This is a genomic window from Bacteroides mucinivorans, from assembly GCF_034654355.2.
GTDB lineage: Bacteria > Bacteroidota > Bacteroidia > Bacteroidales > Bacteroidaceae > Bacteroides > Bacteroides nordii.
Genome location: NZ_CP178179.1, coordinates 959,902 through 982,724, shown reverse-complemented (window position 1 = coordinate 982,724; position 22,823 = coordinate 959,902). Strand labels below are relative to the sequence as shown.

The 22,823-nt window shown below is 41.1% G+C and carries 13 protein-coding genes and 1 pseudogene; 5 read left to right on the top strand and 9 right to left on the bottom strand.

Annotation, left to right across the window (positions count from 1 at the left end):
* Nucleotides 1-11: 11 nt before the first annotated feature.
* Together VCM39_RS03395 and VCM39_RS03390 are read right to left on the bottom strand one after the other, a co-directional pair.
* Entirely contained in the window at nt 12-1,613 is a 1,602-nt protein-coding gene (locus VCM39_RS03395; protein WP_322933922.1) for a GDSL-type esterase/lipase family protein, read from the bottom strand.
* A complete protein-coding gene (locus VCM39_RS03390; RefSeq protein WP_289292942.1) occupies nt 1,588-1,953 on the bottom strand; it encodes a hypothetical protein in 366 nt (121 codons plus the stop codon). Before VCM39_RS03390 ends, VCM39_RS03395 begins: the two co-directional genes overlap by 26 nt.
* Here VCM39_RS03390 and VCM39_RS03385 point away from each other — a divergent pair.
* Both VCM39_RS03385 and VCM39_RS03380 read left to right on the top strand, forming a co-directional pair.
* Nucleotides 1,935-2,204 (top strand): T9SS type A sorting domain-containing protein, encoded by a 270-nt coding sequence (locus VCM39_RS03385; protein WP_413544823.1) that lies wholly within the window; start codon nt 1,935-1,937, stop codon nt 2,202-2,204. The two genes, VCM39_RS03390 and VCM39_RS03385, sit on opposite strands and share 19 nt — an antisense overlap.
* Nucleotides 2,205-2,316: 112 nt before the next feature.
* Nucleotides 2,317-4,299 (top strand): sialate O-acetylesterase, encoded by a 1,983-nt coding sequence (locus VCM39_RS03380; RefSeq protein WP_322933923.1) that lies wholly within the window; start codon nt 2,317-2,319, stop codon nt 4,297-4,299.
* Nucleotides 4,300-4,409: 110 nt separating this feature from the next.
* Here the strand turns inward: VCM39_RS03380 and VCM39_RS03375 are convergent.
* The 3 genes and pseudogenes from VCM39_RS03375 to VCM39_RS03365 form a co-directional block, all read right to left on the bottom strand.
* Nucleotides 4,410-5,939: pseudogene (locus VCM39_RS03375) on the bottom strand (glycoside hydrolase family 3 C-terminal domain-containing protein).
* Nucleotides 5,940-6,039: 100 nt separating this feature from the next.
* Nucleotides 6,040-7,509, bottom strand: coding sequence for a glycoside hydrolase family 125 protein (locus VCM39_RS03370; RefSeq protein WP_322933925.1), 1,470 nt, complete (start codon nt 7,507-7,509; stop codon nt 6,040-6,042).
* 13 nt (nt 7,510-7,522) lie between these two features.
* Nucleotides 7,523-8,722 carry a glycoside hydrolase family 76 protein gene (locus VCM39_RS03365; protein WP_322933926.1) on the bottom strand — a complete coding sequence of 400 codons (1,200 nt, stop codon included), beginning with the start codon at nt 8,720-8,722 and terminating at the stop codon, nt 7,523-7,525.
* A gap of 527 nt (nt 8,723-9,249) precedes the next feature.
* Here VCM39_RS03365 and VCM39_RS03360 point away from each other — a divergent pair.
* On the top strand, nt 9,250-13,314 hold the full coding sequence (locus VCM39_RS03360; protein WP_407934714.1) for a two-component regulator propeller domain-containing protein: 4,065 nt from the start codon (nt 9,250-9,252) through the stop codon (nt 13,312-13,314).
* A 408-nt stretch (nt 13,315-13,722) separates the two neighbouring features.
* Here the strand turns inward: VCM39_RS03360 and carB are convergent, their stop codons facing one another.
* Nucleotides 13,723-16,950, bottom strand: coding sequence for a carbamoyl-phosphate synthase (glutamine-hydrolyzing) large subunit (gene carB / locus VCM39_RS03355; protein WP_025867900.1), 3,228 nt, complete (start codon nt 16,948-16,950; stop codon nt 13,723-13,725).
* A 335-nt stretch (nt 16,951-17,285) separates the two neighbouring features.
* Between carB and VCM39_RS03350 the strand changes: the two genes are divergently transcribed.
* Together VCM39_RS03350 and trpS are read left to right on the top strand one after the other, a co-directional pair.
* Nucleotides 17,286-18,044, top strand: a complete 759-nt coding sequence (locus VCM39_RS03350; RefSeq protein ID WP_122201951.1) for an outer membrane beta-barrel protein — start codon at nt 17,286-17,288, stop codon at nt 18,042-18,044.
* Nucleotides 18,045-18,140: 96 nt separating this feature from the next.
* The gene (gene trpS / locus VCM39_RS03345) at nt 18,141-19,241 is read left to right on the top strand and encodes a tryptophan--tRNA ligase (RefSeq protein ID WP_002562344.1); all 1,101 of its coding nucleotides are present in this window, start codon (nt 18,141-18,143) and stop codon (nt 19,239-19,241) included.
* An 82-nt stretch (nt 19,242-19,323) separates the two neighbouring features.
* Here the strand turns inward: trpS and VCM39_RS03340 are convergent, their stop codons facing one another.
* The 3 genes from VCM39_RS03340 to mutL all read right to left on the bottom strand — a co-directional run bounded on the left by VCM39_RS03340 (nt 19,324) and on the right by mutL (nt 22,823).
* On the bottom strand, nt 19,324-20,508 hold the full coding sequence (locus VCM39_RS03340; protein WP_025867898.1) for an OmpA family protein: 1,185 nt from the start codon (nt 20,506-20,508) through the stop codon (nt 19,324-19,326).
* Nucleotides 20,509-20,721: 213 nt separating this feature from the next.
* Complete coding sequence (locus tag VCM39_RS03335; protein WP_255585636.1) at nt 20,722-20,853, bottom strand: hypothetical protein; 132 nt, start codon at nt 20,851-20,853, stop codon at nt 20,722-20,724.
* A gap of 86 nt (nt 20,854-20,939) precedes the next feature.
* On the bottom strand, nt 20,940-22,823 hold the full coding sequence (mutL, locus tag VCM39_RS03330) for a DNA mismatch repair endonuclease MutL (protein WP_221649775.1): 1,884 nt from the start codon (nt 22,821-22,823) through the stop codon (nt 20,940-20,942).

Sequence of the window (22,823 nt, the reverse complement as noted above, 5' to 3'; positions counted from 1 at the left end):
TGAAATATATTCTAATATCCGACAATTACTTTCCGGATTTCTTTTTGTCCTCCGGTAGTCAACGTTACCAGATAAGTTCCCGGCAACAAATCGATGCTTGCTGTTGCTCCGGTTTCTACCTTTCCCTTGGTTATACACTGCCCGGAGATGGAATAAAACTCATAATACCCTGTAACCGTGGCATGAGATTCTATTAACAAGTGGCTGTTACCTGTCCGAATCGTAAAGTCCGATACAATAGTATTTTCAATACCTACTCCATCCGACGCTTTAAACAACTGCCACTCAGCAAGCTGAAACAATCCGGTTTTCCCTGTCACATTGAGTTTAAAGCTTTTATATGCCTGTCCGGATAGTACCGGATATTCCAGCATTGTATAACGTCCCAAAAACAATTGGTTCTTTCTCGCATCCAGTTTGTCCCATTTTTTACCATCAGCAGAACCATACAGAGTCCATTCGGAAGGATCACGATCGGGAGAATCATTAGCCGAAATCAAAGAGTAACCTCCGATCTTCACTGCTTCGGGTAAATCATACTGCATCCAAATACTATTGCCTGTAGATATTTGTGTACAATACTTAGTATTTATGTTGCCATCACCCAGATTACCATATCCCTCGTGAGGAAGTGTATTAAACTGAGCACTCAGCGTACCTCCGTTTACCTTATCCATCAAAGAACTGCATAACGGTTTATCACAACCAAACAACTGGAGTTCTGCAATAGCCAAACTATTACTACCATTCACTGCTGTCACCGATAAACGGAAATAGTCATATGCAGAGAAACTAACCTTTTCGTCAAAAATCTTTGTTTCATTAGCACCAAATGTGATCCCTACCTGCTTGTCGACAGCTCTCCATATAGTTGATGTTTTCGTACGACCTTCCAGTTTCCAGGACATGGGAGCTTTAGAAGCATCTTTACCCGATGTAATAGCATATGCTTTCAAGCCAACCGGACGAGGCATTTCCACTGAGAACCAGCATTCCTGCTGATCCGGGAACGGAGTCTCAAGAACTGTTTTTGCATTATTGTCCCACAAAGGGGTTGTGTCTATTCCGCTAACAGAGGTTTCTGTTACTATCCCGGAATCACTTTTATCATATTCGGCAATCTGCAAAAACAGATCTTCCGGAAGAGCCGGTATATCTGCCTCCGGAGCGATACTGCGTGCAATAATATTAGCTAAAAGAACATAGCCTTTATCATTCGGATGGATTTTATCACCTGTCAGATAAGCCTTCCCTTCAAACGGAGAGTGACAATCTATAATCGTTACACCGGTTTCTTTGGCAACCTGATCAATCATAGGCATCATATCCTCAGTCATTACCTTATCATCATTAATCCAGTTATTCGGTCCAAACAAAGGAAGAGGATAACAGATATAGATTTTCGGTTGGCTGGAAAGGGCTTTAAATGAATTTACAAGCGCTATGTAATCGCCCACATATTCATTTTTAATATTATCCCAATTAATATGTTTCGCATCATTTGTTCCCAATTTGATAACAACGATATCCGGATTGTACTTTAAAGCATTCTGATAACGTTCGTGATCCCAATAAGAAGAAGCAGTGTTATCGAACTCTTTTCCATTCTTCATTAAAGTACGTCCGCCATTTCATTGTATTGTCACCACTTAGATTCACTTTCCAGCCTCTCAGCATTCTGAAAGGATTTTCATGAGCCCCTGTCATTCCGCTGTAACTGTCAATATTGACAATACGTTTGCCCTTACCGTCAGCAGAAGCTACACTCAGCAAGTTCGCCGTATTGTAGAGCATAACGGTATAGGTCTGTTTGTTTTTTCCGTCTTCCGAAACAACCTCTATATTCAGTTCGTTCAGACCATCAGATAAAGCAATCTCTCCGATACCATTGATTTTTGCATACTCGCTGGAAGATTTGGCAGAAATAAAGGCTTTTGCATTTTTCGTTTCCATCTGGTATAAATCCCCTTACTACCTCCGAAAAACCGTTGTATCTATCTCCCAATCCTACAAAAGGGTACTGCTGCATAGAAGGAACTGATTCTGAAAAAATCAGAGACGTAAAAATATTCAATTTGTCAGGAAAGATAGAACGAGAATTTTTTAGCAATAAATTCGATATAAGCAATATGGAAAAAGGGATTTATTTAGTACAAGTCAGTACAGAAAATACTCGTTGTTCTTTGAAGCTTGTTAAAGAGTAAAAATATCTTAAAATCAAGCAAGAGATAGGAAAATAAGTTAAATAAATAACTTATATTTCCTATCTTTGTATCAACAATAACAAAAAAAACAAATTTATTTAATAGATCTAACATGAAGAAAATAACAGCATTATCTCTTGTAGCAATGTCCTTCTGCTGGAGTATTAACGCCAAGCCTGTCTTACCGGCAGTATTCTCCGACAACATGGTATTACAACAACAAACACAAGTCCCGATATGGGGTCAGGCCGACAAAGGAAAGAAAATAAAAGTGATTCCTTCATGGGATGGAAAAACATATACAGTTTTCACCGATGCAGAAGGGAACTGGAAAGTTGAAATTCCAACCCCTAAGGCCGGAGGGCCATATAATATCAGTATCTCGGATGGAAAAGAAATAAAATTATCCAATGTGATGATTGGAGAGGTATGGATCTGCTCCGGACAATCCAATATGGAAATGCCCGTTAAAGGCTGGGGTAAAGTGCAAAACTTCCAACAGGAAATTGATAATGCCAACCATCCTGATATTCGCTTATATCAAGTGAAAAAGACCGTGAGTCCTATCCCACTCACAGCAGGAGAAAGTACTATGGGGGGATGGCAGAACTGCTCTCCGCAAACAGTAGAAGATTTTTCTGCAATCGCTTATTTCTTTGCCCGAGAACTAAATCAAAAGTTAAACGTTCCGGTGGGAGTCATTGATGTTACCTGGGGAGGAACACCAGCCGAAAGCTGGACCAGTACAGGTACCCTAAATTTAATGTCCGATTTTCATAACGAAGTAACGCTTCTTCGGAAAGCAGAAGAAAATATGCCCGAAGCGATGGCAACATACAATCAGATGATGGATGAATGGGAAACAGGAGTCAGAAAGAAAGATCCGGGATATGAGGGCAGACAAGCCAAATGGGCAGCAATTGATTACAACGACGATTCATGGGGAACAATACAATTACCGGGATTTATTGAAGAACAGGTAAATCCGAAATTCGAAGGTTTCATGTGGTTACGCCGCGAAATAGAACTATCGGATGAATGGCTGAAACGTGATTTAAAAATAGAGTTAAACCAAATTGACGATAATGATATTACCTTCTTCAATGGACAAGAAATAGGACGTACCTATGGCATAGGCACTGTACGTCATTACACAGTGCCACGTGATTTATTGAGAAAAGGAAAGAATGTACTAACAATCCACTTAGGTGATACGGGTGGAAACAGTGGAATCCCCGGAGATCCTTCTATGCTTTATGTTACCAATGGCAAGAAAAAAATATCTTTGGCAGGAGAGTGGAAGCAACGTATCAGCATTCTCAATAGAAATGAAGTGCCACGGCAACCTTTGTCATTCCAGACCTGCCAATACTACCCTGCTGTACTGTTTAACGGAATGTTGCGTCCATTAATTCCATTTGAAATGAAGGGAGTTATCTGGTACCAGGGAGAAGCTAACGCAAGCCGTGCTTATCAATATCGTGATCTGTTTCCTTTAATGATTCGGGATTGGCGCAGTCAATGGAACAAAGACTTCCCTTTCTACTTTGTACAATTAGCAAACTTCATGCAACGTGCAGATAAGCCGGAAGAATCAGCATGGGCTGAACTCCGTGAAGCTCAGGCTCAGACACTGGAATTAGAGAATACGGGAATGGCTGTTACCATCGATATAGGGGATGCGAATGACATTCATCCTAAGAATAAGCAAGAAGTAGGACGCCGACTTTCGCTAATTGCATTAAATCAGGCATACGACAAGAAAAACAGCTACTCCGGACCACAGTACAGTCATATGTGCTTAAAAAACAATGAAATCGAAGTCACTTTCAAACATACTGATGGGCAATTAATCGCTAAAGGAGAAGAATTAAAAGGATTCACCATTGCAGGTGTTGATCACAAATTCTATCCGGCTACGGCCCGAATTGTAGATAACAAAGTGATTGTTTCCTCGGAAAAAGTGCCCTATCCTGTAGCTGTACGTTATGCCTGGGCTAATAATCCGGAATGTAATCTGTATAATAAAACAGGACTGCCAGCTTCTCCTTTCCGCACTGACGACTGGCCGGGAGTCACCCTAAATAACAAATAAGCACTGCTCAAATTAAAAAAACACCTCTCATCGTACCTCTTTCTAAAACTCAGTTTAATGAATAAGAGGTGCGATGAGAGGATAATTGGTAACCTCGATACGTATATGCATCAAAGAATACGGATACTTCCCCACGAAACGATATCACGTGAAGAGAAACCAACCATCACATTATAGTTCCCTTTATCCTGTAAGAACCTTTTGGCAGCAACATCATAATACATGAAAGCATCTTTAGTAACCATCATCTTCACCGTTGCCGATTCGCCCGCTTTCAGAAACACCTTCTTAAATTGCTTCAATTCCTTCTCCGGACGTTCTACAATGCCTCCTTCTTTTCCAAGATATAGCTGTACCACCTGTGCTCCATCACGTTTTCCCGTATTGGAAAGTTTGCAGGTTACTTCTACCGATCCATCTGCCAAAGGTTCAGAAACAGACAAGTTGGAAAGACAGAAATCCGTATAAGACAGACCGTAACCAAAAGGATACTGTACTTCACGCTGCAACTTATCATAACCACGATACCCTACAAAAATACCTTCCGTATATGCAACATGTTTATCACCATCCGGGTCATAATAGCTATTATATACCGGATTGTCTTCCCAGCGTTTCTCAAAAGTCATAGGTAGTTTGCCAGAAGGATTTACATTACCAAACAGCACATCAGCTACCGCCGTACCGCCTTCCTGTCCGGCGTACCATCCCCATAGCAGACCTTTCAATCCGGGTTCCCATGCCTGTATCTCTACATTACCACCTGCATTGACTACTCCGACTACCGGTTTCTTACATTTCAATGTCCTTGCAATCATTTTAGCATCGGCATCAGGCAATGCAAAAGTACGGTCAGCACCTTCGCCTTCTGTGTCCGAACTATGCCCGAAGCAAGCAATCACCATATCTGCACGATTCAGCTGATCTACAAAAGCATCCTTCTTTTCACCTTTATGCCCCCAGATTAAAGCAACTGCGGCACCTCCACCTTCCTGAAAGTATTCAAAGCGAATGTCGTACTTCTTACCTGCTTCCAACGTTTTCGTTACAGAAGAGTTGCGGAAACTACCTACCCCCCATTGGTCAGCAACCAGTTCATTATCAAGATACAGGCGATAACCATCATCGCCGCCTACAGAAAATTCATACTCTCCTGTTATATCCGAGCGTACCACACCGGTCCATCTCACGGTCCGGCAGAGGTACGTGCTACCAGATAAGAATCCTCACCCATATACTCAACACATAGGAGCACGGTATATATTTACCGCCGGCCCCAACACAACATTTATACCTCTGGCATTGCAGTCGCGTCCCAAAGACTTTCCATATTCATAAGCAAGTTCTTCATTCCAGGTAGCAGCCAGTAATACCGTAGCCGGATAAGCAGTAGATTGCCCATGAGTGCCCAGCCCCTGTGGTCCGTCAGACATTTTCATACGATGTATACCCAAACGATCGATATTCCTTGTATACATCCAATCAACTCCTCCTATATAAGACAGCTTTTCTTCCACTGTCATTTTCTTTAGAATATCATCCACCTTGCCATCAATATCAGAAGTATACCACTTCTGTGCCGACACTCCCAAAGGAGCCAGGATGATTAAAAACAATGCTATAATTTTCTGAGATTTCATGTTCTTTCCTACTATTATTAGTTTATGCCTTTCAATAGATACAAAAAGCGAACAGCCAAAAGACATCGACTTTCAGCTGTTCACCTTTCTTCAATATCACTTATTGTATGCTGTTCAATAAATCAACTTTCCCCTCATTAACCAATTTCAATATCAATTCACCAAACAGTGTATTTTGCCATGCAAACCAGGCACGGGTAAAATTGGCCGGATCATCTTTATGGAAGGATTCATGCATAAACCCTGTACCTGCATCCGTATCCATAAGCATCTTCACACAAGTCTTTATCTCTTCGTCATTCTGGCTTGTGAAAGCTTTCATCATAATACTCATCGGCCAGATCATATCATAACCGATATGTGGCCCTCCGATACCTTCTCCGGCTTTTCCTTTGAAGAAATACGGATTGTCTTTGCTCCATACAAAACGACGCGTATTCTGATAGATCGGGTCATTCACATCCATATCGCCCAGATAAGGCATAGCTATCAGACTGGGTACATTCGCATCATCCATCAACAGCTGATTTCCAAAACCATCTACTTCAAAAGCATAAATTGTTCCGTATTTAGGATGATTATAGGTTGCGTATTTCTTCAGTGCACCTTCCACTTCCTGCGCAAGATCCGTACATTGCTGAGCCAAATCAGTTCTCTGATTTACTGCTGTCAATATCTCTGCAGCTTTTCTAAGTGAAGATACGGCAAAAAAGTTTGAAGGGACAAGAAATTGCAGTGTTGTAGCATCATCCGACGGACGGAAAGAAGAGACTATCAATCCTACCGGATTTACAGGAGCTCCCAAACCATTATTATTCAGCGTATCGAGCGCACGCTCCGTTTTACGCTGGAACTTGTAATAGTCCACTTTATCCTTACGCTGCTGTTCCTTAAATGTTCTCAGAATATTGGTAATGGCCTGTATCCATTCGTTATCAAAAATACTGGCATCTCCTGTCTCTTTCCAGTACTGATAAGCCAATCGAAGCGGATAACAAAGAGAATCAATTTCCCATTTACGCTCATGGAGTTCCGGTTTCATATCCGTCAGGTCGCTCATCCATTCACCCCCTTTCGCTCCATCATTAAAAGCATTTGCATACGGATCAATAATGATACACTTAAACTGCCGACGAATGACTCCTTCAAGCATTTTCTTCAGTTCCGGATCTTTGTTTACCAACTGTATATAAGGCCAAACCTGTGCCCCGGAATCACGCAACCACATAGCATGAATATCTCCCGTATATACAAAAGTGTCTGGTTTACCATCCGTCGTACGGTAATGTACAGTCGTTTCAAGTGTATTCGGGAAACAGTTTTCAAACATCCAGGACAATTTCTGATTAGTCAACAACTTCTTAACCCGCACAATTTCGGCCTCTACCGCTTTAGAGGTAAACAATCTCTTCTTCATCTCCGGCGGGTTACTCTTATAAGCGGCCGCCAGACAAGCCTGGTTGATTACAACTGTATTGTCTTTTGCTACAACAAAGTCGGCTGCATTTACATGGTTTCCGAAAAATAGAGCGGCTGTGATAGCACACAAACTGATGTTTTTCTTTTTCATTCGTCTTTATATTTTAGTTAATCAATTCTTTAATACCAGCGAGCCGACCATACATTTCTACCATAGCGGCCTGTGTCAGCAACCACTTTTTATCATCTTTGTCGTTTCCACTCAAATCTACGCTAAACAACCCCTTATCATCGCGGGCATTATTCCAAGCATATTCCAGACTTTTATTAAATGCATCCAGATACGTTCTATTTTGATCTTGTTGGTAGAGTTCGATAAAACCTCTCAGCATGACAGCACTGAACCAGATATCTCCTTTTTTCAGTAGCTTGAAAGATTCACCGGTAGCAGGTGTAAAGTCCATAAAGAAATAATTATAGCATTCTTTAGCAATATTCTGCGCATCAGCCAGATACTCCGGTTGTCCGGTCAACTGATAAAGCAAAGCGGCAGCCTGTATCATTTGTCCGCTGTTGTATGCATACTTCGCTCTTCCTATCTTGCCATCAAGACGAATGTTATCAAAATAGAGATAATCTGTAGAGTCCTGCAAATGGGCTTTCGTCCATTCATACAATTCTTTTCCCTGCGTATAGTAGATACTGTCTTTCGTTGCTTTAAAAAGTTTCAATGCCAGAACAGCTCCCGGTGCATTGGAGCACGTATGTTTAGCTTCTTTTTTCTGCTCGCACCAGTAGATACCTCCCCCCAGCTGATCATCCATTCCGCTCAGGATAAACCTCCATATCAACTGAGCTTTCTCAAGGTATGCAGCCTCTTGGGTCATTTGATAAATGTCCGTAAAGTCAATACCCAACCATACATTGTCATCATAAAACCGATCTGAAGGAGAAGAGGTACGGATATAAGACGAATAAGCGTGCGGCTCTCTTTTTATATCAAAATACTCTTCCAGCCCGGGCAAAACCCTTTCATCCAGTAATTCCTTATATTCTTTTTTACCACTTGCCTCATACATCGCATTTACCGCAGAGAACATGCCGGAGTAAGGCCAAAGATAAGAATACTGGTTAGGTAAATTTGCCTGCTCTTCTGATGCTAAATAGGTAACATTGCTTTGCTCATCAAAAGGGTAATTCTCCCGTAACAGGTTAACACCCGGCCGTGAATAACATTGATAGATAGAATCTAATGTTTCCTGTGCTTTGGCTAAATTAGGATTCATACTTACCTGTTCTTTGTGGACACAACCTACCAAAGAAGCAGCACATAACAAGCCTACTAAAAAATATCCTGCCTTCATATTTACTTTACAAATTAATTGTATTGATATTCATTTAATAATTCATTTCTTCTGTTTGTTATCCGTTATTTCGAATAAGCTGATGGCAAATCCGCTATCAATTGCAATCCGGTGATTTTAACTCTTGTGCCGAAAGTCGACAAGTTATCAACGAAATAAAACCGAAAAAGAAAAGAATGTTCTTCATGTCATTAAACCTGTACATTAATTTAAATTCAAAAACGAGTAATCATTATACCCGCCTTATTACAGAATTGTTATCCCAGCAACAATCTTTTTTACCCCTTTATACTATACCTATTGTTATTCTAATTAGACGTCACAAAACTATGACTCCAATTAGATTATCAGTATATATTTTTATGACATTAGTGTACTTAAAGACCCGAAAGACAGAGGAATAAACATATATGTCATAAAATCGTATACTTTTTAAATTCCCTTTCTACCATTATCACTCTTTTTTATTTAATTTTGCAGCAAGTACAGGAACTCTTTATATTAATCGTGACACACAACTATATTTTATGAGAACCTCCTATCTATACTATACCTTTTCACTTCTGCTATTTCTATTTAATATGACAAGTGAAATCAACGCATATAACCTACGGCAATATTCCAGCCAGAACGGTTTATCGAACAGTGCGATTCTATCTCTTTGCCAAGATAATAATGGCTTAATGTGGATAGGAACCTGTGACGGACTAAATATTTTCGATGGAACTACCCCACGACTGTACAAACCTGCAAATTCCCGTATTGGTTTCTCCGGCAATATCATAGGCAATATAATGGAGACCGAAGAAGATGTATTATGGATACAGACTAATTATGGTCTTGACCGCTTCGACTCTCACCAGCAGACGATTCAGAGCTTCAAGGAGTTCAAAGACATCAACAAAATGGCAAAGAGTGCAGCAGGAGACGTATATATCATCAAAGATGACGGTAACATCTATTATTTCAACCGACACGACAAAGAGTTCAGAAGATTAGATGCAGGAACGGTTGTTTTTGAGAATGTCCTGCAAATAGTTGTAGACAGTTCAGACATTCTTTGGATTTTCTCTTCAGACGGTAGCAACCAAAGTTATACAATAGAAAAAGAGAGGAACGAAATAAAACTCTCACCACGCAATCATTTTAATCACCCGGAGAAATTGCTTTGGGCTTCAACTGAAAATGACCTGCTCTATTTCATAGACAGTACTTACGCTTTCTATGAATATGACTTGAATAGCCAAAAGAAATATTATATCGTTGATCTCGAATCTGAGATACATCAACGCGGGGAAGTATCCTCCATTATAAAGAAACAAAATGATTACTATATCGGATTTAAGAGCAGCGGCCTGATCCAACTGAAGTATCAGCCCGACCAGAAAATAAAGTATATCATACAACCTACCGATATCCGCACCGGAATATTTTGTCTGCTGAAAGATAAATACCAGGACATCATTTGGATAGGTACAGACGGACAAGGAGTGTACATGTATTTTGCTGATACATTTTCTATAAAAAACACCCTCCTAAATACACCGGCCTATCAGATAAACAATCCGGTTCGCGCACTCTATCTTGATGATGAACAAACGCTATGGATCGGAACGAAAGGAAATGGGATATTACGCATGTTCAACTATCATCCGGAGGCAGAGACGGATATAAGCCTCAAAACAGAACAACTGCTGACCAATAACAGTACACTTACAGACAACTCTGTCTATTGTTTTGCTCCGAGTCATTGGAAAAGACTCTGGATAGGAACCGAGAACGGTATAAACTACTATTCGTATCCGGACCGGAAAATAAAACAGTTCCCCGTTCTGGCAGAAGGAAAAACAGTAAAGTATGTCCATTCTATCTGCGAACAAAACGATAGTACCCTCTGGATTGCCACAGTAGGAGAAGGTATCGTGAAAGTGTCTTTAAATGGTTCCGGTAGTTCTCCCACTGTAAAAAGTGCGGAAAGGATTATCCTGGACAAAGGCAAACGTGCATCCAACTACTTTTTTGTTTCTTTCCAGGAAAGTGATTCCGTCATGTGGTTTGGCAACCGCGGATACGGAGCCTATCGGATCAATACGCATACGGGGCAAATGAAAACCTATCTGTTTGATCAGGCGATAAAAAGCCAGACAGTAAACGACATCTTTGCTATTCTGAAAAATGATGCGGGATATTGGTTCGGTACAAGCTTCGGGCTGACGCGTATTTATAATGACGATTATTACATATATAACGAGACCAACGGTTTTCTCAATAATACGATTCATGGCATTCTTGAAGACCAGAAACAAAATCTGTGGATCAGTACCAATCAAGGTCTGGTAAGATTTAATATCCAAACCAATGCTGTGCAGACTTATCATCAGCGAAATGATCTGAAAGTGACAGAGTTCAGTGACGGAGCTTACTTTAAAGACAAACGCACGAATACTCTTTTCTTTGGTGGTACGAACGGTTTTATAACGATTAATGAGAACAACTCCACGGCCATAGAATATATGCCCGCCCTGCAATTCAATCGTTTGTCTATCTTTGGCAAGGAATATGATATATATGATTTCTTCAGGGAAGACAAAAAGCAAAAGGTACTGGAACTGGACTATAGCCAGAACTTCTTTAGCCTGTCATTCATAGCTATCGACTATGTCAATGGAAATAATTACACTTACTATTACAAGATTGACGGTTTGAGTGAAAATTGGATAGAGAACGGGCTTTCTACTACAGCTGTATTTTCTAACCTCTCCCCCGGACAGTATACACTATTGGTAAAATACCGGAGCAATATCACGGGAGAGGAAAGCACTCCCCAATCCCTGATTATCCGTATCATCCCTCCCTGGTACAGAACTACTATTGCTTACTCTATTTACTTTATGCTATTTCTCGGATTCGTATCCGGGTGTATTTACATGTTAATTAAGCGGTATCGGCACAAAAGGGATCGCATGATCGAGCAAATGAACCGCCAACAACGCAATGAATTGTATGAGTCTAAACTTCGTTTTTTTACCAATGTCACTCATGAGTTCTGCACTCCGTTAACCTTGATCTATGGTCCCTGCCAGAAGATATTATCACATACGGAAGCAGATAATTATGTTCACAAATATGCCACGATGATTCTACAGAACGCTCAGAAGCTGAATGCATTGATTCTGGAGTTAATAGAATTCCGTCGTTTGGAAACCGGAAATAAAACACTTGAAATAAAACAGCTCCCTATATCCGAACAGACGAAGGACATAGCCGAATCTTTCTGTGAACTGGCCGAGAGTCAAAAGATAAACTATCAATTGAAAATAGAAGAAGATGTTTACTGGAATTCGGATACCAGTTGCTTCAATAAGATAGTAAATAATCTATTGTCCAATGCCTTCAAATATACGCCGGAGAATGGAAGCATAATCGTAGAACAACGTATAGCAGAAGGACAGCTTTGCATTCGTATCTCAAATACGGGGAAGGGAATTGCTAAGGAGAATCTAACCAAGATATTCGACCGCTACAAGATACTGGACAATTTTGAAGTGCAAAACAAGAATGGTATTTCTCCCCGAAACGGATTGGGACTCGCCATTTGCCATAGCATGGTAAACCTTCTGAACGGGCAGATTCAGGTAACAAGTATCCCCGGTCAGATCACCACCTTTGAAGTTACTCTGCCGGCATTGGCTGTTACAACAGCTTCTGTTCCCGAAGAAAGTATACTCACAGAACCACCTGTACAGACAGATAATAAACCGGTTGAATTAGAAAATATACCAGCGACTTATGACCCTTCCAAACAAACGGTAGTCATTATCGATGACGATCCTTCTATGTTATGGTTTATTTCCGATTTGTTTGCAGGCAAATACAATGTGCTTTCATTCGATAATGCAACAAAAGCGATAGAACAACTGGAACTCAAATCTGCCGATCTGATTATCTCAGATGTAATGATGCCGGATATAGACGGAATATCATTCGCAAAAAGAGTGAAATCGAACAAGCTGCTTACACATATCCCATTAATCTTATTATCGGCGCTCAATAGTGTGAGCGATCAGATGAAGGGCATTGAGTCCGGAGCAGAAGCCTACGTCACCAAACCTTTCAATGCGGAGTATCTGATGAAACTGGCAGAACGGCTTATCCTGCGGGAAAAAGAATTGAAGGAGTATTATAATTCAATACTCAGTACTTTCAAGCTGGACGACGGGCAATTCTTAAACAAAGAGAATAAGGTGTTTTTTGAGAAAATGATGCAATTGATTGATAAGAATATTACCAACGATGAATTGTCTGTTGAATTTTTAAGCAGTTCCTTAGGGTATAGTACCCGGCATTTTTACCGAAAGCTGAAGGAGATTACAGAAAAGACTCCTGCCGATATCATCAAAGAATATCGATTAGCCATAGCGAAAAATCTATTGCTTACTACTAATTTGTCAATAGAAGAAATCATGGACAAATCGGGATTTATAAATCGCGGAACTTTCTATAAGATATTTTCACAGAAGTATAATATGCCTCCACGGCAATATAGAGAACAACAGAAGAAAAATTTCAAAGAGGTATCGGAACATAAATAATGTGTCAATATATTAATGTGCCAATATGCCAATTGGTTGCGTTATATCGGTACACCTCCCCCCTCCTTTTGAGTAAGGAAGGTGTACTGGTCTAATACTGTTATTTATCCTTCACCGACGAACGATCTCTACCAAGTAAAGGAACTCTATCTTTCCCGGTGAGGAGCGTTGTTTTACATGTACATGTAAAGCTGTTAAACATGTACATGTAAAGCAGCGTTAGATGTACATGTAAAGCAGTAATACATGTACATGTAAAACAACGTTCCATTACGACTCTCTGTGAGTTCGACTACGACTTTAGTAAGTCACCTTCCCTTCGATCGCCCAACACACCTCCGCATAAGAAAAAAAACAGGGTGATAATGCCACGCATTACCACCCTGAACTCTTTATAGTAAGAGAAGCTTATTTATATTCCTGCCAGCTCTTTATCTGGATATCTTCCAGTTTCAACTCGCAGAATGCTTCAATAAATGCACTTGCCAAACGGGCATTGGTGATCAACGGAATGTTGTGATCAATAGCACCGCGACGGATACGATATCCATTCGTCAACTCACGTTTGCTATGATTCTTCGGGATATTGACAATCAAGTCAAACTTATGGTCAGCAATCATCTTCATCACGTTGTTTTCTGCTCCCGGCTTTTCATCGGGCCAGTACACCGGAGTGGTATCTACACCGTGTGCATTGAGGAAAGCAGCCGTTCCGGCAGTAGCATAAATCTTATATCCCTGCGCAAACAGAGCACGGCTGGCATCCAGCAAATCAACTTTTGATTTCATGGCACCGGAAGAGAACATAACACCTTTCTCTTTTGAAGGTATCTTAAATCCGGTAGAAATCATCGCATTCAGCAAGGCTTCGGAGAAGTCATCACCGATACAACCCACCTCACCGGTAGAAGACATATCTACACCCAAAACAGGGTCGGCCTTATGCAGACGAGAGAATGAGAACTGAGAAGCCTTCACACCAATCCAGTCGATATCAAAGGCAGACTTGTCCGGACGGCTGTACGGAGCGTCAAGCATGATACGGGTAGCTGTTTCGATAAAGTTACGTTTCAGTACTTTAGACACGAATGGGAAACTACGTGAGGCACGCAGGTTACATTCAATTACTTTCACCTCGTTGTTGCGAGCCAGGAACTGGATGTTGAACGGACCGGAAATATTAAGTTCTTTTGCAATCTGGCGGCTGATTTTCTTAATGCGGCGAGCTGTTGCAAAGTAGATCTTTTGTGCAGGGAATACCAATGTAGCATCACCGGAGTGAACACCGGCAAACTCAACATGTTCAGAGATGGCATATTCCACCACTTCACCATTCTGAGCTACTGCATCAAATTCTATCTCTTTCGTGTTTTCGAGGAACTGAGAAACAACTACCGGATATTCTTTTGAAACCTCAGCAGCCATCTTCAGGAAGTTCTCCAACTCTTCATCGTCATAGCAAACATTCATTGCTGCACCCGAAAGTACGTAAGACGGACGAACCAACACCGGATAACCTACCTTTTCAACGAAGCCTTTCACTTCTTCAAGACTGGTGAGCTCCATCCATGCCGGTTGGTCAATGCCCAGCTGATCGAGCATAGCAGAGAATTTATTACGGTTCTCGGCACGATCGATAGAAACCGGAGAAGTACCCAGTACAGGAACCGACTGACGATAAAGTTTCATTGCTAAGTTGTTCGGAATCTGTCCGCCCACGGAAACAATGACACCACGAGGCTGTTCGAGATCGATAACATCGAGTACACGCTCAAAGGAAAGCTCGTCAAAGTACAGACGGTCGCACATATCATAGTCAGTAGATACCGTTTCGGGGTTATAGTTAATCATGATAGATTTGTAACCTAACTTACGAGCTGTCTGTACAGCATTTACCGAACACCAGTCAAACTCTACCGAGCTACCGATACGATATGCACCCGAACCGAGAACGACTACTGATTTCTCATTCTTATAATAGTTTACATCATACCCTTCTACAGCATACGTCATGTAGAGATAATTGGTCAGTTCCGGATGTTCAGAAGCAATTGTGTTGATACGTTTTACAGCCGGAAGAACACCCAACGATTTACGATGTGCACGAACTGCCAGATTTTCTTTTTCCATATTGCCGGTCGGATTCAATACGAAACGAGCTATCTGGAAGTCAGAGAAACCAAGAATCTTCGCTTCGCGCATCACATCGGCAGGGATATCCTCTACTTTACTATAAGTAGAAAGTTTCACTTTATAGTCAACAATATTTTTCAATTTGCCAAGGAACCACGGATCAATCTTAGTCAGATCGTGGATACGGTCAATCGTATATCCTTGTTCCAAAGCCTGTGCAATAGCAAATACGCGCAGGTCAGTAGGATTAGCCAGTTCTTTGTCAAGGTCATCAAAAGTCACGTCATCGTTGCCTACAAATCCGTGCATGCCTTGCCCGATCATACGTAGTCCTTTCTGGATGATCTCCTCGAAAGAACGACCGATAGACATAATTTCACCTACCGACTTCATACTTGAACCGATCTCACGGGATACACCGGCAAATTTAGTAAGGTCCCAACGGGGAATCTTACAAATATAGTAATCAAGTTGCGGAGCCAGATAAGCAGAATTCGGAGTTCCCATCTCACCAATCTGATCGAGTGTATAGCCTAAAGCAACTTTGGCAGCAACAAATGCCAACGGATAACCGGTAGCTTTGGAAGCCAAGGCAGAAGAACGGCTCAGACGGGCATTTACTTCGATGACACGATAGTCATCCGTTTCGGAATTGAAAGCATATTGAATGTTACATTCACCTACAATGCCCAAATGACGAATACATTTTGTAGAAAGTTCTTTCAGTAATGTAAGTTCCTTATCATCCAGCGAGCAGGTAGGAGCTACCACGATAGACTCACCTGTATGGATACCCAGCGGGTCGAAATTTTCCATACTTGCCACTGTGAAACAGTGATCGTTGGCATCACGAATTACCTCAAACTCAATTTCTTTCCATCCCTTCAGAGACTCTTCTACAAGAATTTGTTTGGAGAATGCAAATGAGCTTTCAGCCAGTTTCAGGAATTCTTCTTCGTCGGCACAAATACCGCTTCCAAGACCTCCCAGCGCATAAGCCGAACGAACCATTACCGGATATCCGATGCGACGTGCAGCAGCAATGGCATCTTCCATATTCTCCACCGCCTGGCTGATAGGAGTCTTCATTTCAATTTCATTGAGCTTCTTCACGAACAAGTCGCGGTCTTCTGTATACATGATAGCTTCAACAGAAGTACCTAATACTTTCACGCCATATTTGTCGAGAATACCATTTGTGTAAAGTTCAGCACCACAATTCAGCGCCGTTTGACCACCAAATGCAAGGAGAATTCCATCAGGACGTTCCTTCTTTATAATCTCTTCTACAAAGTAGGTTGTCACGGGAAGGAAATACACTTTATCAGCAATTCCTTCAGAAGTCTGAATGGTTGCAATGTTCGGATTAACCAATACCGAACTGATACCTTCTTCTTTCAAGGCCTTCAGTGCCTGCGAACCAGAGTAGTCAAACTCTCCGGCTTGTCCGATTTTGAGTGCTCCTGAACCCAGAACCAGGACTTTCTTCATTTCCTTTTCCATTTCTCTTGTTGTTATAATGTTGTTGTTTCTTAAAGTTACCACATAAAAAAAATGCGTTACCCTAACAAAAGGACTAACGCATTACCAAAGAACTAAAATATCGTTTTTGGAGAAAATAGAAGAAGTATACAGATTCCGGATGGAAAACATCCGAACGAAGATATTGCTTACTTCTTATTTCCTGTTGATTCATTGCTATTTTTAAAATTTGTGCAAAGTAACGACTTATTTCTATAAATACAAAAGATTCGGGAAAGAATATTTCCTACAAAGTAGTATTCGACATCATTTTGTTTCCTATATTTGCACCTCGTAAACATCAATAAATTCAAAACATGAAAAGACTTACACTTATTCTGTTTGCCGCATTATGCATTGCAGCAAACCTATCTGCTCAAAACAAACCAGGTAAAGGATCATTTGGTACTGAAGTTCAATTTAATCCGTTTGATCAGAACGGAGAAACGTTCAAACTGGACGGACTAAAGTTCCGCTACTTCGTAACAGACAAAGACGCTATTCGCCTGAAACTGGGATTCAATCTGGACCATTCTAACTTTACAAATAAAGAAGAAGGTGAAACACAGGCAGATTACACCTCGACCGAATTTAAATATAATGTGGGAGACTTCCGTCTGGATGCAGGTTACGAACGTCATTTCGATATCAGCAAAAGAGTGAACATCTATGTTGGAGGTTCTTTTGGATTCACCCGTCATTTTGCCTCCACTAAGTTAGAAACTGTTTCTAATGAACTCTCAACCACATTCAAGGGCGAAATCACCAATGGAGCCATTACCCCTGACTCAAATGCAGACGAGCTGGATATTGAAAATATGTTGCCGGCCGTGAATGACAGAGCTTACTGGGGAATCAATGCAGCAATTTTCACCGGTCTGGATTTTTACGTATACAAAGGACTCTATGTAGGTACAGAGCTTGGGCTGAAACTGGAGAACCGTAAATCGAGCAAAATGACTTACAGAGCAGTGGCAGATAAAACCAATTACCTCGAAGAAACGACCGATAAGGCTATTACAACAAAGGTTAAGACTTATATAGAACCGGTTCTCCGATTGGGTTGGACTTTCTAAACGATGCGATAGCCGCCTTTTTATTTTATCCTTTTTTATTCGTATCTTTGCCAAAGCAAAAATAAGCTGCACCTAATATATAAAAGTATAAAGAAAATGGGAAAAGAAAAGATCATATTAACGGGCGACCGCCCGACAGGTAGACTTCACATCGGACACTACGTGGGCTCTTTGAAAAGAAGAGTAGACCTCCAAAACTCCGGCGACTTCAGTAAGATGTTTGTCTTCATTGCTGATGCACAGGCTTTGACGGATAATATTGATAATCCCGAGAAAGTACGTCAGAATGTTATTGAAGTAGCTCTCGACTATCTGGCTTGCGGACTCGATCCGGCCAAAGCTACTATTTTCATTCAGTCACAGATTCCGGAACTTTGTGAATTGTCTTTCTATTTCATGGATCTGGTGACTGTATCACGTTTGCAACGCAATCCGACGGTAAAGACAGAAATCCAAATGCGTAACTTTGAGACGAGTATCCCGGTAGGTTTCTTTACTTATCCCATCAGTCAGGCTGCTGATATCACTGCATTCCGTGCAACAACGGTTCCGGTAGGTGAAGATCAGGAACCTATGATTGAACAGGCAAGAGAAATTGTACGCCGCTTTAATTACATCTATGGTGAAACTTTGGTAGAGCCGGAAATCCTGTTGCCGGATAATGCTGCTTGTCTACGTCTGCCGGGTACCGATGGTAAGGCTAAAATGAGTAAATCATTGGGTAATTGTATTTATCTCTCCGAAGATGCTGACGAAATACAGAAAAAGGTAATGAGCATGTTCACCGATCCCGATCATCTGCGTGTACAGGATCCGGGTAAGATAGAAGGCAACACTGTATTCACATATCTTGATGCATTCTGCCATCCGGAACATTTCGAGCGTTATCTGCCGGATTATCCGAACTTGAATGAGTTGAAAGCCCACTATCAGCGTGGTGGACTGGGAGATGTGAAAGTAAAACGTTTCTTAAATGCCATCATGCAGGAGACATTGGAGCCGATCCGTAACCGCCGGAAAGAGTTCGAGAAAGATATTCCTGCCATCTATGAGATGTTGAAACAAGGATGCGAAGTGGCAAGAGCCGCTGCGGCCGATACACTGGCAGATGTTCGCAGATCTATGAAGATCAATTACTTTGACGACGCAGATCTGATAGCAGAACAAGTAAAGAAGTTCAGCACTCCTGAAAAGTAAGCAACGTTGAGAATCGTTTATGAAAATACCCCGCTACCGGTAAACCGATAGCGGGGCTTTCTTTTTTATATAATCCTATCTCTTAATTGTTAGATTTCACCAATACAACACGGTTCAGGATAGGTTGTCCGAATTTATCTACGCCACCATTACCATCAACGCTCAGACGGTTTGCTGAAATACCATATTGTTTAACCAATACATTCACAACAGCTTGTGCACGTTTCATACTCAATTCTTTATTGAAGCTTGGAGTACCTGTTGCAGAGTCTGCATATCCGTTTACAACATATTTAGTATCCGGGAATTTCTTCATCTGTTCAGCCAGATAAGACAAGTTCATTGCTTCACGAGGAGATATCTCGGCAGAACCAATATTAAAGAATACGGTACGAGGAGCGATATTAGCATCTACGATAACCTCTTGTTCCACAACTTCTGTTGTTGGCTGACTTTCTGCTTCCTGTAGTTGCTGTTGCAATGTAAGATTGGCAGCAGCCATTGCATTCATCTGTTCGCGCATATTTCTCAATTCCAATTCAGAGATAATCTGCGGGAACGGACGTTGGAATCCACGGTTCGGGAAACGATAAGTCAAACCTATAGAAGCTCCGAAAATACCATCGTAGTCGTGCTTGCCACCATGTTCACCATCAAATTTGCCTTCTACTCCCGTAGCACTTAACTCAAGATTGATATCAACTGCACTCGAAATACGGAAACGGTTTATCAAACCTGCATTTATTGTTAATGCATTTACGTGAGGTCTTGTGTAAGCATGAGTGAAACCAGCTCCCAAATAAGGAATCAACTCATATACACGATGTGAATTGTAACCACCAAAAAGGGCATTCAGATTGAACATAATATCACCATGCAGATTCATGTAGTCAAATTTCTGTTTGTAATATCCATCACCCAGTTCATTACCGGTTACATAAGGGGCAGTTTTATCGTATGTAAAACCTTTAGCTTCAAGTCCGCTATATTGCAAACGCAATCCCAATCCGGGAGTGAACCATTTACCAATTGCAACATTTAATACAGGACTGATACGGTCTTTGAACGCTCCGGCTTTATCACCATTTCCATAAAGCACCTGAGCACCTCCGCCAACAGAAAAGAACCAGTTACTCCAGAACGGGTTGGTTAACACTTGATATTTGTCTTGAACCTGAATTTCTTCAAACTCGGTTACAGTAACCTGCTGAGCAGAAGCTACAGCAGTAACGCCGGCAAACGCCAGCAACATTAGAATCTTTTTCATATACCTAAATAGTTAAAGTGGTTATTATTTTTCCTATTGAAACTGTTTAAATAACACCAAGGGAAATAAAAGGTTCTGAAAATAGATGATTTTATGTTTTTTCTTGTGAGAAAAGGAGAGTGAAGAGCCTGATGGAGCAGTCGGCATACTACTTTATGATTAGCTTTAATCTAATTGATGAATTGGCATATTGACAGATTATTAATCAGCTTTTTAAGTGAAACAGCGTTCTATTTCTATGGCACACGGATAAGCCAGATCAGGCAGATGACGACGGATTAAATTTTCTTTTCCCTGATTACCAATAAATGAAAGACCTGTTATCATCTGCCTGATCTGGCTCATCCGTGTGCCATATAGAAAACAAATCTATTAAGCTCATTTTTTTATCAATTAACCATCGCTTGGCGTACCTCCCCGTGCGGGAAGCACTATCTGAAGAGTTTCTCTATCTCTTCTTCCTTTATTGTGGAAAGTACCACTTTACCATCGGGAGTATAGTTAGGGGCCACACAGGCAAACAGATTATCTACAAGATTCACCATCTCTTCGTTTGACAAAACCTGACCGTAAACAATGGCAGCAGCCCGAGACAAAGTCAGTGCCAGAATACTTTGTACTTCTTCTTTCACATCGCTACCTTTTTCCATTGCTGTGTGTAACATACTACGCACCAGTTCTACCGGATTCAACCCTTCGATACCAGCAGGAATTCCATTAATAGCATAACTTCCTCCACCCAGATCACTAAGTTCAAAACCCACAGCAGCAAGATCGTCCATAATACTTTGCAACACAGCTGCCTCAGAAACGGGTAATTGCAATATTTCCGGAAAAAGAACTCCCTGGGACATTCCTTGCTTTTGCTTAATCTGCATCATATAACGATCAAATAATACCCGGATGTGAGCACGATGCTGGTCAATAAGCATTAGACCGGATTTTACAGAAGTAAGAATAAAACGCCCCTTAAACTGTAAATGCAAATTTCCCTTTTCCATAATAGGTTCATTAGCATATAAAGTCGGAGGAGTCACCGACTGAACCTCTGCATCAGTAGGAAAGAAATAATCCGGTTCTGCCTCTGGTTCATCGATAACAGGCCGATTCATTTTACTGGCCTTTTCCAATCCGCCATAAAGATCTTCCCAATCCACTTTTTGACGGGAATACCCCGCAGCGCTTCCTCCAGATCCGAAAGAAGAAGTTTTGAAAGGATTAAAGTCCGAATTATATTGTACACGTGGCGGCTCCGGTGGAAGATTTTGTTCAAAAGCCGGAATATCAGGCATATCTTCCGTATCAAAATCAATCGAAGGAACAGCATTAAACTTGCCTAATGACTCCTTAACAGCTGCTGAGATAATCTGCCAGATAGCCTGTTCATTCTCAAACTTGATTTCGGTCTTTGTAGGGTGAATATTCACATCAATATTAGCAGGGTCTACCTCAAAATAAAGAAAATAAGAAATCTGTTCACCTACCGGGATCAACTGTTCATAGGCATCCATCACAGCCTTATGGAAATAGGGATGCCGCATGTAACGCCCGTTTACAAAGAAATACTGATGGGCGCCTTTCTTACGAGCGGTTTCAGGTTTGGCTACATAACCCGAAATTTTTATCATCGTTGTATTCACATCCACACTCAGTAATTGCTGATTAAGCTTTTTACCAAAAACAGCGAGAATACGTTGCCGCAAAGAACTCACCGGAAGATTGAATAATTCCGAATCATTACTATAAAGCGAAAAAGCCACTTCGGGATGTACAAGAGCAATGCGTTCAAATTCAGTAAGTATATTACTAAGCTCTGTAGAATTGGCTTTCAGAAATTTTCGACGTGCCGGGATATTGAAGAAAAGATTCTTAATAGAAAAATTACTCCCTTTGGGACAGGATACTGCTTCCTGACTTTCGACTTTAGAACCTGCAATAACCAATTTCGTTCCGAGTTCTTCAGCCTCAAGGCGGGTTTTAAGTTCTACTTGTGCTACAGCCGCGATAGATGCCAGCGCTTCACCACGAAATCCCATTGTACGCAAAGCAAAAAGATCGGATGCTTCACGGATTTTAGAAGTTGCATGACGCTCGAAAGACAAGCGGGCATCTGTTTCAGACATTCCCTTTCCATCATCAATAACCTGTATACAGGTCTTACCCGCATCAGTCACTAATACATGTATATTGCAAGCTTCAGCATCAATCGCATTTTCTACCAACTCTTTAATGACAGATGCCGGACGTTGTATCACCTCACCAGCTGCAATCTGGTTAGCAACTGAATCTGGCAACAAATGAATGATATCACTCAT